General features: G+C 65.8%; 14 protein-coding genes. 7 read left to right on the top strand and 7 right to left on the bottom strand.

All coding sequences use genetic code 11. From position 1 onward, the window contains the following. Positions 1-38 precede the first annotated feature (38 nt). Positions 39-1,082 (top strand): LLM class flavin-dependent oxidoreductase, encoded by a 1,044-nt coding sequence (locus OHQ90_RS28100; protein ID WP_328402500.1) that lies wholly within the window; start codon positions 39-41, stop codon positions 1,080-1,082. A 163-nt stretch (positions 1,083-1,245) separates the two neighbouring features. On the opposite strand, the gene OHQ90_RS28095 is transcribed toward OHQ90_RS28100, so the two are convergent. The 4 genes from OHQ90_RS28095 to OHQ90_RS28080 form a co-directional block, all read right to left on the bottom strand. After that, positions 1,246-1,575: a hypothetical protein gene (locus OHQ90_RS28095; RefSeq protein ID WP_328402498.1), complete on the bottom strand. Its 330-nt coding sequence runs from the start codon at positions 1,573-1,575 to the stop codon at positions 1,246-1,248. A gap of 60 nt (positions 1,576-1,635) precedes the next feature. Next, entirely contained in the window at positions 1,636-2,076 is a 441-nt protein-coding gene (locus tag OHQ90_RS28090) for an FAS1-like dehydratase domain-containing protein (RefSeq protein ID WP_328402496.1), read from the bottom strand. Between the two features lie 252 nt (positions 2,077-2,328). Beyond that, positions 2,329-2,958: a cysteine hydrolase family protein gene (locus tag OHQ90_RS28085; protein ID WP_328413143.1), complete on the bottom strand. Its 630-nt coding sequence runs from the start codon at positions 2,956-2,958 to the stop codon at positions 2,329-2,331. A gap of 75 nt (positions 2,959-3,033) precedes the next feature. After that, on the bottom strand, positions 3,034-4,017 hold the full coding sequence (locus OHQ90_RS28080) for a GlxA family transcriptional regulator (protein WP_328402494.1): 984 nt from the start codon (positions 4,015-4,017) through the stop codon (positions 3,034-3,036). Between the two features lie 246 nt (positions 4,018-4,263). Here OHQ90_RS28080 and OHQ90_RS28075 point away from each other — a divergent pair, with 246 nt between their 5' ends. Continuing rightward, positions 4,264-5,307, top strand: coding sequence for a fused (3R)-hydroxyacyl-ACP dehydratase subunits HadA/HadB (locus OHQ90_RS28075; RefSeq protein WP_328402492.1), 1,044 nt, complete (start codon positions 4,264-4,266; stop codon positions 5,305-5,307). 166 nt (positions 5,308-5,473) lie between these two features. On the opposite strand, the gene OHQ90_RS28070 is transcribed toward OHQ90_RS28075, so the two are convergent. Beyond that, entirely contained in the window at positions 5,474-6,625 is a 1,152-nt protein-coding gene (locus tag OHQ90_RS28070; protein WP_328402490.1) for a cytochrome P450, read from the bottom strand. A gap of 235 nt (positions 6,626-6,860) precedes the next feature. Here OHQ90_RS28070 and OHQ90_RS28065 point away from each other — a divergent pair, with 235 nt between their 5' ends. From OHQ90_RS28065 to OHQ90_RS28045, 5 genes are all read left to right on the top strand, one after another. Then, on the top strand, positions 6,861-8,207 hold the full coding sequence (locus tag OHQ90_RS28065; protein WP_328402488.1) for a cytochrome P450: 1,347 nt from the start codon (positions 6,861-6,863) through the stop codon (positions 8,205-8,207). Beyond that, on the top strand, positions 8,204-9,109 hold the full coding sequence (locus tag OHQ90_RS28060; RefSeq protein WP_328402486.1) for an alpha/beta fold hydrolase: 906 nt from the start codon (positions 8,204-8,206) through the stop codon (positions 9,107-9,109). The genes OHQ90_RS28065 and OHQ90_RS28060 overlap by 4 nt, the downstream gene beginning before the upstream one ends. Then, on the top strand, positions 9,093-9,950 hold the full coding sequence (locus OHQ90_RS28055) for an SDR family NAD(P)-dependent oxidoreductase (RefSeq protein WP_328402484.1): 858 nt from the start codon (positions 9,093-9,095) through the stop codon (positions 9,948-9,950). The genes OHQ90_RS28060 and OHQ90_RS28055 overlap by 17 nt, the downstream gene beginning before the upstream one ends. Next, on the top strand, positions 9,947-11,461 hold the full coding sequence (locus OHQ90_RS28050) for a flavin-containing monooxygenase (RefSeq protein ID WP_328402482.1): 1,515 nt from the start codon (positions 9,947-9,949) through the stop codon (positions 11,459-11,461). Before OHQ90_RS28055 ends, OHQ90_RS28050 begins: the two co-directional genes overlap by 4 nt. Positions 11,462-11,532: 71 nt before the next feature. Then, positions 11,533-12,150: a TetR/AcrR family transcriptional regulator gene (locus tag OHQ90_RS28045; protein ID WP_328402480.1), complete on the top strand. Its 618-nt coding sequence runs from the start codon at positions 11,533-11,535 to the stop codon at positions 12,148-12,150. Positions 12,151-12,227: 77 nt separating this feature from the next. On the opposite strand, the gene OHQ90_RS28040 is transcribed toward OHQ90_RS28045, so the two are convergent. Together OHQ90_RS28040 and OHQ90_RS28035 are read right to left on the bottom strand one after the other, a co-directional pair. Then, the gene (locus OHQ90_RS28040) at positions 12,228-12,710 is read right to left on the bottom strand and encodes an adenosine-specific kinase (RefSeq protein WP_328413142.1); all 483 of its coding nucleotides are present in this window, start codon (positions 12,708-12,710) and stop codon (positions 12,228-12,230) included. Positions 12,711-12,826: 116 nt separating this feature from the next. Then, positions 12,827-13,204 carry a flavin reductase gene (locus tag OHQ90_RS28035; RefSeq protein ID WP_328402478.1) on the bottom strand — a complete coding sequence of 126 codons (378 nt, stop codon included), beginning with the start codon at positions 13,202-13,204 and terminating at the stop codon, positions 12,827-12,829. Between the last annotated feature and the right edge of the window lie 89 nt (positions 13,205-13,293).

Below are 13,293 nucleotides of genomic sequence, written 5' to 3'. Positions count from 1 at the left end.
CTGCGGAATCAGACGACGCCGTCGGCGTTGACGTTGGTATGACTTCGGCACTCCAGTCGGTCCAGTTCTCGATCTTGGACCGGTCCCGCGTTCGGCGCGGTCAGACCCACCCCGAGGCGCTGCGTGAGACCGTCGAGTTCGCACAGCTGGCCGAGGAGTGGGGTTACCACCGCTTCTGGGTATCCGAGCACCACAGCGTGCCGGGCGTGGCGGGGTCGGCGCCGACGGTGCTCGCCGCGGCGGCTGCCGCGGCGACATTGCGGATTCGGATCGGCACCGGCGGTGTGATGCTGCCCAACCATCAGCCGCTCGTGGTTGCCGAGCAGTTCGGGGTACTGGAGTCGTTGTATCCGGGCCGCATCGATATGGGTCTCGGCCGGTCGGTCGGGTTCACCGATGGTGTGCGCCGCGCGCTCGGGCACGGGAAGGGCGACGCCGACGATTTCGACGCGCAGCTCACCGAAGTGCTGGAGTACGTCGGCAACGGCCGCCACGGAGTGCACGCCTGGCCCGCGGATGGCCTGCGGGTGCCTGCGTTCCTGCTGGCGACCGGCTCGGGTGCGGCGCGGGCGGCACGGTTCGGGCTGCCGCTGGTGATCGCGGCGGTGGCGGGCGAGGACCGGATGGTCGAGGCGATCGAGCATTACCGCAACGAGTTCCACCCGATGCCGTGGGGTGCGCAGCCGTATGTCGTCGTCTCGGGCGCGGTCGTCATCGCCGACACCACCGAACAGGCGCACCGGCTGTTGCTGCCGGAGGCGTGGTCGAATGTCTACTCGCGCACCCGTGGTGAGTTCCCTGTGCTCATCCCGCCCGAGGACATCGAGACCATGGCGATGACCGAGCGGGAGCGCAGGATGTTCGACGAGGCGCTGCGCGACCATATCCACGGCACCGAAGACGAGGTCGCGGAGGCGTTGGAGCACTTGGTGACCCGGACCGGCGCCGATGAGATCCTGGTGCACACGAGCACTTACGATCGGGCGGCGCGACTGGATTCGCACCGCCGCCTCGCCCGGCTGACCGGATTGGGCTCCTCGGTTCAATCCCGTTCGGGGAATAGCACTTCCGCGGCGGCGTAGCCGAACAGCTTGCGGCCGCTCGATCGTGCGTCGATGGCGATGGTCGCCTTGCGCTTGTGGGGGTCCAGCGAGGTCACCCGTCCGCGGAACTCGATCGATCTGGGTATCCAGCGCAGGGATGCCCACGTAGTGCGTGTAGTGCGCGAAACCGGGTGACCGCATGTCACTTCGCGACCTGGTGAATTACACCGAGGTCACCGGCGACGGCAATCCGGTGTTGTTCAACGAGCAGGTCGCCACCGCTGCGGATCTGCCGACTGTCAGCCGGGTCACCCAGCCATGCGCTCAGGAAGCTCGCGGCGAGCCCGAGTGTGTGGTCGAACGCCAGGATCGGCAGTTCGGCGCCCACGGTCAACGCATCGAAATCGACTGTGGTGCACGGTGTTCGGCTGCCAGATGCGGGAGCGGTCCGGTCGGAGTTCGCCGCTGTGTCGACGTTGGGCAGCCGTTCGGGTTCGGCGGGGTGGTATCCATGGACGGCGAGTTTGCGCACCGTCTCGACGAGGCCGGGATCCGCGCCGCCCGTGCGCGCCAGCAGCGCGGTGTTGCCGGTCTACGCGACCGCGCCGTACTGGTCGATGAGCACGCTCTTGATCGCGAGCACGTCGTAGTCCGCGAAATTCCGGAACGATTCGAAGTAGATGTCGCAGCTGAGCCGGTCGCCTGCCACCAACGGTCTGCCGAAGTCGAAGACCTGGTCGGCGTGCAAAATACGGGTCGGGGCGCATCCGGTGATGAGGGTGTCGAGTATTTCGCGATGAACCCGCTGCAGGATTATCGCGGCGAATGTCGCCGGCGCGATCAGACCGTCGAAGCCGAGCGCGGCGGCCGCATCCTCGCTCCAATGCGCAGGATGATAGTCCTGCACGGCGCGTGCGAATTCCCGGATCTTTTCACCTCCGACGATGTAGCGCGCTGCCGATCGATACCGGTGTTGCGCCAGTGCCTGCGCAGGAGCCGTGGCCTTCACGCGATCGACGATGATGTCACCCATATCTGCTCCCGTTGTGCGTGCGGGTTGTTGCCGCAGTGACCGCATCCAGTAGTGCCCGAACCGCCGAACATAGTGTGCCGAGGCCGGTTCCGGCGATCGATAACACCGTGTCGAGCATGGAATCTCCATTGATCAGCCACCGAGATGCGTTCGACGGCGACAAACGTGAGATCAATGATTCGTCCGGAAATCTCGGTTTCTGTGTGATTCATCGGTTGTCTGGTTGGACTCGTTGCGTGTGGATCGGCCGAGTCAGGAATCTGTAGGGGTCACAGGCTGCGGAACGAGGTCGTCAACAGTTGCGGCGACGACGCCGAACAGGTCGGCGATCGTGGTCAGGGCTGCGGTGTGCAGTACGGCGGAGGGGACAGTGGGGCCCTGTGGGCTGGGCAGGGATCGGGTGGCGGTGGCCTCGGCGACGACGGTCGGGCGGTATCCGAGGTTGAACGCACCCTGGGCGGTGTAGCTCACGCACATGTGGGTCATGAATCCGGCCAGCACCAGTTCCTGGCCTACACCGAGTCGTTGCAGGGTCTGCTCCAGATCGGTGTTGTGGAAGGCATTAGGGAACTGCTTGACCACGACCGGCTCTCCGGACCGCGGTGCGACTGGGCCGCTGATCGCGCCGATGTCGGCGCGAATGTCATAGGGTGTGCCCGGGCCGCCGTCGTTGATGATATGCACTACCGGCCGGTGCGATTCTCGGGCGGCCGTCAGCAATCGGGCGCCGGCGGCCAGCGCCTGTTCGGCGCCGTCCACGGCCATGACGCCGCGGCGGTAGGTGTTCTGGAAATCGATCATGATCACTGCGGCATCGGCCAGCCGCGGTAGCTGATTGTCCAGACCGATCACGCTTCGGAGGGTGCTCGAGGCAGCATTCATCGACATTGGTTTCGACTTTCTGTGCGGGGATGGAAATTCGGGCGTCGGATGCGGCGCGGTGGCTGCACTCGACGTTCAGGTCGTGATGCGGAACCGGTTTCGGTAGTCGCCCGGGGTGGTTGCGAGTTGCCTGCGGAAGGCGCGGTGGAGGGTCTCGACCGACCCGAGTCCCACCGTCGCGGCGACTCGTTCGAGCGGCTGGTCGGTGGTTTCGAGCAGCCGACGCGCGGCTTCGACCCGGCATGCCTCCACATAGACCACGGCGCTGGTGCCGGTTTCCTGCCGGAAGACACGCGTGAAATGACGCTCACTGAGGCACATCCTGGCCGCCAGCGCCGAGGTGGACAGATCGCCGTCCAGATGTTCGGTGACGAAGAGCCGCAATTCATCGATGTCACGGCGGGTGGCCGCGGGCCGGCTCAGTGGCACGCTGAATTGGCTTTGGCCGCCTTGACGTTTGAGGTAGACCACCAGTTGCCGCGCGACCTGCAAGGCCAGTTCCTCGCCGTGATCCTCGGCCACCAGTGCCAGGGCGAGGTCCAGGCATGCGCTGATCCCGGCGCCGGTCCAGATCCGGCCGGCGCGGATGAAGATGGGGTCGGGGTCCACGACGACGCTCGGGTGCTCGGTGGCGAGTTGGTCGGCTGTCGACCAATGGGTGGTGGCAGTCTTCCCGTCCAGCAAGCCTGCGGCCGCGAGCAGATGCGCACCCACGCACACCGAGGCTATCCGCCTCGTGCGCGGCGCGACGGTCCGGATCCACATCACGATCTCCGGCTCGACCCGCGCCACCGGACCATGGGGCAGGGAATCCACCGCACCCGGGACGATCAACGTGTCGATCGTGTGTTCGACCTCGTCGAAGCCGAGATCGGTGACGACACGCACTCCGGCGGACGTGCGCACTTCGCCTCGTGCGGGGCTTGCCAGCCGCACGTCGTACCGCGCTCGCCCGCCACCCTCGCGGTTCGCCAGCGCGAATACTTCGGCCGGCCCGGCGACATCGAGCAAGTCGACATCGGGGAAGGCCGCGATGACGACGCGGTGGATCAAGGTCATGACTATATCGTCGATGCCTGCGCCGATGGCCGCAACGACGTATTTCTGTCAGATCCGGCCATTGCTGCCCCGCTCGAATCGCGGACGACGAGGCTGTTCGGTACCAGAAAACGGCGTGCTGGACCGATCCGGAGTGGGGTCGACATCGACTGAATGCGCGGTCCGGGCGTACATCGGCGTCGCCGCGAAACGACGAACCAACCGAGTTCAACGGATATGTACTGGTAGTTAGGTAAATTCGCGCCAGTGTTCAGTAACCGTACCGAAGGTTTCGATCCCGTAGCCCACGCGTATTCGATGGTCGGGCGGACTTACCGTGCCAGTGATTACTATGAGGTCGGCCGGGAGAAGATTCGTGAGTTCGCCCGAGCGGTACAAAACCGTCACCTCGTGCACTGGCGCGACGACATTGCCGCTGCCTATGGCTACCCGGGTCTCCTCGCGCCGCCTACGTTCGCGTCCGTCTCCGGGCACCTGGCCTACTCCGAAATCTTTCCGACGATTCTGCGCGGCTACGATCTGAGTCAGATGATCCAGACCGATCAGATGATCGAATACCACACAACAATCCACGAGGGTGACTGCCTGACCTTCGAGATGTGCCTGGAGTCCTTTCGCCGGGCATTCGGCGGAGATCTCATAGGACTGCGTCAGGTGGTCTTCAACCATCGCGCCGAGCCGGTTCTGACCTCGCGCACGGCCATCGTGGGCCGCAGTAGCGACGACCCCGCTCTCGCGCATACCGCAGTTGAATCGCTGATGCCTGCTTTCGGTGATCGTGAGCGCGGCCCCCACCAGAAGAACCCACCGCGTCGCGTCGATGTCCCAACCATCCCCGGCCCGGAAAACTACTGGCATGGCGCGGGGGAGCACGTGGTGGCGTTCGATTCGCTGGTCGTCGGCGATCGGCTTGCGCCGCGGACGGTCCGGCTCAGCAAAGGCGATTTGGTGAACTATGCCGGAGTCTCCGGTGACCCCAATCCCATCCATTGGAGTGAGAAGCTCGCACATTTGATGCGTCTGGAAACCGTGGTGGCACAAGGCATGCTCACCATCGGGCTCGGCGCGGACTACGTCAGCTCTTGGCTGGGTGATCCGGGCGCGATTCGTGCCCTCAATGTGCGGTTGACCAGTCCGGTATACGTCACAGAGACCGGCGCGGAGATCGAGTTCACCGGTCGGATCAAAGCGGTCGACCCCGACCGGTCCAGCGCGATCGTGGCCATCGGCGCCAAGCATCGAGGACGAAATGTCTTCGGTCGTGCGACCGCTACGGTCGCCCTCCGTTGACCGACTGTGGTCGTGGTGCCCTGACCGGGCTTCCGTGCATGGTCTCGGCTCGCCATGGGTGAGCCCATGCACGGATCGTCGTCGGCTGCACATCGGCGGCCATCGCGGTGGCTCGACCCGGCGCTACGAGACGGCCCGCGCCCTGAACGCCCCTCGCTGATGGCGGCTAGCGCGGCGTGAGCAGCACCGGCAGCGTAACCAGGCCGTGTGAGCGCCACGAGGTTCGGTATTCGAGCGCCGATTCCGCAACAGCGAGCTGTATTCGGGGGTACCGCACGAACAGCTGCGGGACCACAGCGTCGACGACAAGGTCGGTGGCGTGCGCGCCGAGGCAGTAGTGGGGGCCGCGGCCGAACATCAGGCTCGGCCTGCCATTGCGGGCCGGGTCGGAATCGGCGCCCAACAGCGTCAGCAGCACGGTGTCTCCAGCGGAGACGGTGTGCTCGCCGAGAATGAGGTCGGTGACCGCGAATCGTCGGATGGCAAACGGCAGTGGATTGGCACGTTCCATCAGCGAGCCGCGGGATGTCGGCCACGCGGCGAGGGTTGCGGTGGCATCGTCCGAGGTGAGCAGTGCGGCAATTATGTTGCCGCACATGTGCACGGCGTTCTCCAAACCCGCCAGCATCATCAGGAAGGCGAGGGACACCAGTTCGTCCTCGGTCAGCGTTTCCTCGATGTCGCCGGCATGGATCCACCCGCTCAGTAGGTCGTCGCCGGGATCTGTGCGCTTCGACTCGGCCAGTGTTGCGAATGTCGCGGTCAGCCAGCCGATCGCCGCCACGAGCCGTTGCCCGGACGCCTTCGATGCGGCATCGACAGTCACCATGGTGGTGGCGGCCTCGCGCAGGCGCGTATGGAGGTGGGCGGGTATCCCGAGCAGTTCGCCGATCACCAGTGCCGGAACCGGGACACACACGGCAGTGAGCAGATCAATTGTCTCGCTGCCGCTTTCGGGCAGTGCGGCGAACGCCGCCGCGGCGGTTCGGGCGACGGCGGCGCGCAGACTTCCCGAGGAACGTCGGGAGAATGCGGGTCCGGCGAGCTTTCTGATCCGGTGGTGTTCGTCGCCGTCCATGTTCAACAGATTTCGATCGAGCGCCGGTGGTAGCGCGAAACCGGTATAGCCGTCGCTCGCGTGCTTCTTGTCCAGGCTCAGTCGGGGATCGGCCAGTAGTGTGGCTACCTCGTCGTATCCTGCGACCACCCAAACCTGTTGGCCGCCAGGAAGTTCCGCGCGTCGCACCGGCCCGCGCCAGGCGGCGTGCTCGTCCCATCGAGTTCTCGCCGACGTGCCGATCACCGTCGTCTCCACCATCGCGCCACCTCACTGTCGGTGTCCTCATAGGGTATTGGGTGGGCGCGCCGACCACTCGGCGGGGCGGGCGGCTCGACAGGTCGATCCCTCGGTTGGTGCGGGTCGCGAGTTCTTCGGTTATGCGGGTTCCGGCGGCTTGTTTGCGAAAAGCGCCGCCGTCATCCTCTTGCCGATGACGGTACGTCGGCGTACCGTCATTCTGGTACATAGGTGTACCACGCGAGGAGGTGGGTGTGTGCCCGCTGTGAAACTTCCGGATGGCCCTTCTACGCCGCGGATCGTGCAGAGCCTGGAGATACTCTTCGGACGCTCTCGTGCCTGGCGCCGCATGCATGACCGCTTCGGCTCGGCATTCACCATCCACATGCCCAGGTTCGGCCGGGTGGTGGTGGTCTCCGATCCGGCCGAAGTCAAAGCGTTGTTCACCGCGAGTACCGATGTCGCCGACAATGTCGCCGTCAACCTCGGGCAGTTTCTGGGGCCGGGCTCGTTGTTCTCGCTGCAAGGCGAGGAACACCGTAAGCAACGCAAGTTGCTCACACCTCCGTTCCATGGTCGCCGCCTGGCCGTGTACGAGTCGCTGATCGAGGAGGAAGCGGTCCGCGAGATGGCGTCATGGCCGTCGGAACACGAGTTCGCGACGATGGATTCGATGATGCGGATCACCTTGAATGCGATCCTGCGTGCTGTCTTCGGTGCCGAAGGCAAGGAGTTCGACGAGCTGCGCGAGCTACTTCCCAAATTGGTTCTCGTCGGGTCGGCCCTTGCTGCGGTACCGATTCCACAGAGAATGCTGGGCCGCTTCGGCCCGTGGGCCCGGTTCACGGCCTACCGCAACCGGTACGACGACATCGTCGGACGGCTGATCGACCGCGCTTCGGCCGACGAACAGATCCAAGACCGCGACGACGTGCTGGCGATGATGTTGCAAGCTCGATACGACGACGGCTCCAGCATGAGTCGCAGCGAGATCGCGGACGAGCTGCTGACCCTGCTCACCGCCGGTCACGAGACCACCGCGACGACGCTCGCGTGGACGATCGAGCGACTGCGCCGCCACCCCGATATGCTGAACCGCCTCGTTGCCGAAGCCGATTCAGGCGGCTCGGAACTGCGGGAGGCCACGCTGCTCGAGGTGCAACGGGTCCGGCCGGTCATCGATGCCACAGCGCGCACGGTACGTGCAGAGTCGATGCAGTTGGGGCGGTGGACGCTGCCGAAGGGGCAGACCGTGGTGGTGAGCATCCGGTTGATGCACGACAACGAGGAGCTCTTTCCGAACGCCCGCGCTTTCGACCCCGATCGATTCGTCGGCGTGCGCCCGGGCACGTTCAGCTGGATCCCGTTCGGCGGCGGTGCACGGCGCTGCATCGGTGCGGCGTTCGCAACCATGGAGATGAACATCGTATTGCGTACGCTGCTAAGGGATTTCACGCTCGAACCGACCGACGCGCCGGACGAGCGGACGCACTTCCGCGGGGTGGCACTCGTGCCTGCCGGGAAGGGCCGCGCCGTGGTGCGCCGCCGCACTCCGCAGCAGGCGATTGCGGACCGGGGCCACGCCACCGAGGTGACGGCGTGAGCGGACAGCGCGTCGAGGTCGGCCGCGGCGTTGGCTTGGCCTATGAGCGACTTGGTGCGGGCGGTGTTCCGGTCGTGCTCGTCGCAGGTTTGGGCCAACAGTTGCACGACTGGCCGGACGGATTATGCGCGCTGCTGGTTGCACGCGGATATCAGGTCATTCGTTTCGACAACCGCGATGTCGGCCACTCGACGCATCTCGGTTTCCCACCGCCGGGCCCGGTGGATTTCCTACGCCGCCATTGGCATCGCGACCAGTACGATCTCGCCGATATGGCCGCGGATACGGTCGGTCTGCTCGACGCACTCGAGCTGCCGTCCGCGCATCTGATCGGAATGTCGCTGGGCGGCATGATCGCGCAGACTGTCGCCGCCCGCTATCCGGCCCGGGTCGACTCGCTGACATCGATCATGTCCACCACCGGTGCTGCCCGACTGGGACGCCCGGCGTGGTCGACCTGGCGATTGATGTTCAGCCGACCGGCGCGCAATCGTGCCGAGCACATCGATCAGGCGGTGCGCATATACCGGCACATCTCGTCGACCGGATATCCGTTCGACGAGTCCGCTGTGCGTGCGGCAGCCGCCACGACCTGGGATCGCGACCCCGCTCCGGCCCCCGGTGTCGGCCGTCAGCTCGCCGGCATCCTGAAGTCCGGCGACCGGACACGAGAGCTGAGCGCTGTGACAGCGCCGACGCTGGTCCTGCACGGTGACCGCGACCTGATGGTCGCCCCGACGGGAGGGACCGCGACCGCGAATTCCATTGCCGGAGCTCGCCTCCGGACCCTTCCCGGCATGGGCCACGACCTGCCCGCGGGAGTATGGCCGACCCTCGTCGACCTGCTCGACGACCATATCCGCACGTCCGAAGCCAGGAGCACCGATGCCCCGCACTCATAGGCCGCTGTTCGGCCGCCCGGTCATGATCACCGGGGCTGCCTCCGGAATCGGCCGCAGTGTCGCCCAGCTGTTGTCACGCAAGGGCTCGCCTGTGGCGATCGCCGATATAGACCAGATCGGACTGAAGGAAACGGCAACGTCGTTGACCGGCCCGGTGCTGGCCCGCGTCCTGGACGTGCGGGACGCCGCCGACCAGCTCGCGTTCGCCGGCGAGGTGCGCGACTGGCTGACCGCACCGCTGGCGGCAGTGTTCAACAATGCCGGTGTGGCGGTCTCCTCGTCGGTGCTCGACGCGGTTCCCGAGGACGACGAGTGGCTGCGGCAGATCAATTTCGACGGAGTGGTCAACGGTACGCGCGCCTTCCTGCCCATCCTTGTCGAGCAGGACGAGGGCGTCGTCGTGAATACCTCCAGTGTGTTCGGTCTGCTCGGGATGCCCAATCAAAGCGCTTACTGTGCGGCGAAATTCGCTGTCCGCGGGTTCACGGACGCGCTGCGCCAGGAGCTGCGGGGAACCGGCGTGGCCGCGGTGAATGTCCATCCCGGCGGCATCACGACCAACATCGCGCGCAATGCCCGGGTCCGCAAAGACCCCGAGGGCCGCGGGCGAACGCCGGAGCAGATGGCGGCCGAATTCGAGGCTGTGGCCCTGACCAGCCCGGTGAAGGCGGCCGAAATCATCTGCCGCGGAGTCGAGGCGGGGAAGTCACGGATTCTGGTCGGCCCGGACGCCTATCTGTTCGATGCACTGGCGCGGGTGGCACCGACGCGCTATTACGACGTGATCGCACTGGTGGAGCGTCGGCTGCGTGCTCGTGGCCAGGCGGGAGCGCGGGCATGACCGAACATGTGGATGTCCTGATCGTCGGTGCCGGGCTGTCGGGAATCGGCGCCGCACATCACTTGCAGGCGGTGTTTCCGAGCCGCACCTACGCGATCCTCGAAGCCCGCGATGCCATCGGTGGCACCTGGGATCTGTTCCGCTACCCCGGCGTCCGCTCGGACTCCGATATGCACACGCTCGGTTACCGTTTCCGCCCGTGGACGCAGGCCAAAGCCATCGCCGACGGTCCGGCGATCCTCGAGTACATCCGCGCCACGGCCACCGACGCCGGTATCGACCGGCGTATCCGGTTCGGGCATCGAGTGGTCGGCGCGTCGTGGTCCTCCGCCGAATCCCGCTGGACGGTGCGAGCCGAGCACGCGGGCACGACCGCTGTATTCACCTGTGACTTCTTCTACGTCTGCAGCGGCTACTACCGCTACGACGAGGGCTACACGCCCGACTTCGCCGGGGTCGAGGACTTCGGAGGGCAGATCGTGCATCCGCAGTCCTGGCCCGCCGACCTGGACTACACCGGGAAGCGAGTCGTCGTCATCGGCAGCGGCGCCACCGCGGTGACGCTGGTGCCTGCCATGGCCGAGGCAGCCGGACACGTGACGATGCTGCAGCGGTCGCCGAGCTACATCTTTCCGGTGCCTTCGGAGGACACCGTTGCCAACCGGCTGCGCAGACTGATCGGACCAAAACGCGCCTACACGGTCGTGCGCTGGAAGAATGTGCTGCTGGGGACGTTCATCTACCAGTTCAGCCAACGGCGGCCGCAGCAGATGCGGAAGTTCATCCGCAAACTGACCATCGACCGGCTGCCCGACGGCTACGACGTCGATACGCATTTCAAGCCGACCTACGGGCCGTGGGATCAGCGGTTGTGCCTGGTTCCGGACGGGGACCTGTTCCGAACGATCCGCGAGCGTCGCGCCTCGGTCGTCACCGATCGGATCGACAGATTCACCGAGACGGGGTTGCGTCTCGAGTCCGGCCGCGAACTCGAAGCCGATGTGGTGGTGAGCGCAACCGGCCTGCAGTTGCTCGCCCTCGGCGGGCTCCGGCTCACCGTCGACGGACGAGAAATCCCGTTGCCGAAAACCATGGCGTACAAGGGGATGATGCTGAGCGGAGTACCCAACTTCGCGTTCACCATCGGCTACACCAACGCGTCCTGGACGCTGAAGGCCGATCTCGTCAGCGAATTCGTCTGCCGGTTGCTGCGGCACATGGACACCAACGGCTACGCCGAGAGCACGCCATGGCCCGACCCGACCGTCACCGAGACCCCGCTGCTCGACTTCCAGGCCGGCTACGTCCTGCGCGCCATCGACCGATTCCCCAAGGCAGGTTCTCGGGCTCCGTGGCGGCTGGGCATGAGCTACGGCCACGACGTGATCACCCTGCGGCACGGCCGTATCGACGACGGAACCATCCGCTTCGCCCGTCGGCGCACGCCGACGGATAGCGCACTCACGGAGGTCGTCGAACCCGGCCGAGGCCCCGAGCAGGTCACCGCATGAGAAGCGCGGTGGCCGCGTGCCCGGATCGGTCGACACGCGGATCGACGAGGGGAGTCACTACGCTGACTCCCGTGACACGTACCGAGCCCGTACCGCGCACTTCGACGGATGCCCCGGCCGAGCCGGGGCATCGGCGTCGCCTCCTCGACGGCATGGCTGTCGCAGTGCGCGAACGCGGTTATCGGGACTCGACTGTCGCCGACGTGGTACGCAACGCCCGTACCTCTCGCCGCACCTTCTACGAACATTTCGCCAGCAAACAGGACTGCTTCATTGCCCTGCTGAGCGAGCGGAACACCGAAACGATCCAGCAGATCGATGCCGCTGTGGACCCGCATGCGGCGTGGCGCACCCAGGTGCGTCAGGCCATCGAGGCGTGGATCCACTTCTCGCAGGAGGATCCCACGATCACGCTCAGCTGGATCCGCGTCGTCCCCGCTCTCGGCGAGGATGCCAGGCAACTGCAGCGAGAAACCGGCGACGCGTTCGTCGATCTGATCCAGAAGCTCACCAGCACAACAGAATTCACTGTCGCCGGCCTGCATCCACCCACCCGCCAAGTGGCAACGATCCTGCTCGGCGGCTTCCGCGAACTCATGGCGACGACCGTCGAGGACGGCGGCCAGATCGCCGACATCATCGACGTCGCCGTCGAATCCGCGATCGCGCTGATCGGTCACCGCTTATGAGACGAGACCGCACATCAGCCGACTTCCGCCTGCTCGCCGAAGCCCGGGATCCGTCGAGAGGCCGTCGACCCTGGCTTCTACATCTTGTAGCCGATCTGGCGCAGTAGCTGTCTACGGTCTGCCTGGTCGTCGGCATTTTCTATGCCCAACGGCGGGGGCCCGTCGACTACGCCGACGATTCCTCTCCCCAGCTCGGTCTCGGCAACCAGCACTTCCACGGGGTTGGCTGTCGCACAGAAGATTCCGCAGACTTCCGGGACGTGCTTGACCGCATTGAGCACATTGACCGGGTATCCCTCGCGGAGGAAGACGATGAACGAGTGTCCGGCTCCGACGGCGAGTGCGTTCTTCGTCGCGAGCTCGACCAGGTCGTCCTCGTTGCCGGAATGGCGGACCAGACGCGGCCCGGATGCCTCGCAGAATGCCAGGCCGAATCGCAGGTGGGGGCCGATACCGACCAGTGCCTCATGCAGGTCCTCGACGGTCTTGATGAAGTGGGCCTGTCCGATGATGACGTTGAGATCGTCCGGTTTGTCGATACGCACAGTTGTCAACTCCACAGGAACATACTGCGCCTCACCGATGTGGATGCACAGCACTTCGGCGCCGATCTGCTCGCGAGCAGGCACTATCGAGAAACTCGCGTCCTGCAGATACCCTGCCGCGCGGCAGCCGGTCATCCAGCCCGCCGGCGGCCAGCACGTCGGTGTCTACGCTTCGTGTCCAGGTCGTAGCTGGGATACCTCGCTGTAGCGGGGGCGAGGCGGACCCGGCTTCGGGGGGCAACCAGCAGCCCGACGTGGTCGCCGAAGTCGTGGCGTTCGAGGATCCGTCCGCAGAACCAGCCCGCTGCGGCATCCAGGATCGGCAGACCGGCCGGGCCGGGATGCCAGTCGCAGTAGGCGAACGTGCCGATGTCGTTGCCGGTTTCGGTGCCGAAAAGTGCCGCCAGTGAGAGCTGGTCGCGACCGAGCATCGCCGTCGGCTTCGGGTGATCGTGGGCTACTTCGCCCGTGGTGTCGCGCTCATGGCGCGCGGTGGCCTCACGATGCATGACGCTGGCTGTTTGCTCGTCGGTTCACGGGGTAGCCCGGAACCATGAGCAACTCGGGATGCGACGATGCCCGTTCCGTGGATACCGAC

It is taken from the genome of Nocardia sp. NBC_00403, assembly GCF_036046055.1.
In the GTDB taxonomy this organism is placed as follows: Bacteria; Actinomycetota; Actinomycetes; order Mycobacteriales; family Mycobacteriaceae; genus Nocardia.
Note: the sequence above shows the minus strand (reverse complement) of the source record. Positions and strands in the feature narration are given on the sequence as shown.

Bases quoted from the DNA above. Each gene is read 5' to 3' on its own strand.
- OHQ90_RS28100 (WP_328402500.1), top strand. From the start codon at position 39: ATGACTTCGGCACTCCAGTCGGTCCAGTTCTCGATCTTGGACCGGTCC.
- OHQ90_RS28090 (WP_328402496.1), bottom strand. From the start codon at position 2,076: ATGGGTGACATCATCGTCGATCGCGTGAAGGCCACGGCTCCTGCGCAG.
- OHQ90_RS28085 (WP_328413143.1), bottom strand. From the start codon at position 2,958: ATGAATGCTGCCTCGAGCACCCTCCGAAGCGTGATCGGTCTGGACAAT.
- OHQ90_RS28080 (WP_328402494.1), bottom strand. From the start codon at position 4,017: ATGACCTTGATCCACCGCGTCGTCATCGCGGCCTTCCCCGATGTCGAC.
- OHQ90_RS28070 (WP_328402490.1), bottom strand. From the start codon at position 6,625: ATGGTGGAGACGACGGTGATCGGCACGTCGGCGAGAACTCGATGGGAC.
- OHQ90_RS28055 (WP_328402484.1), top strand. From the start codon at position 9,093: ATGCCCCGCACTCATAGGCCGCTGTTCGGCCGCCCGGTCATGATCACC.
- OHQ90_RS28050 (WP_328402482.1), top strand. From the start codon at position 9,947: ATGACCGAACATGTGGATGTCCTGATCGTCGGTGCCGGGCTGTCGGGA.
- OHQ90_RS28035 (WP_328402478.1), bottom strand. From the start codon at position 13,204: ATGCATCGTGAGGCCACCGCGCGCCATGAGCGCGACACCACGGGCGAA.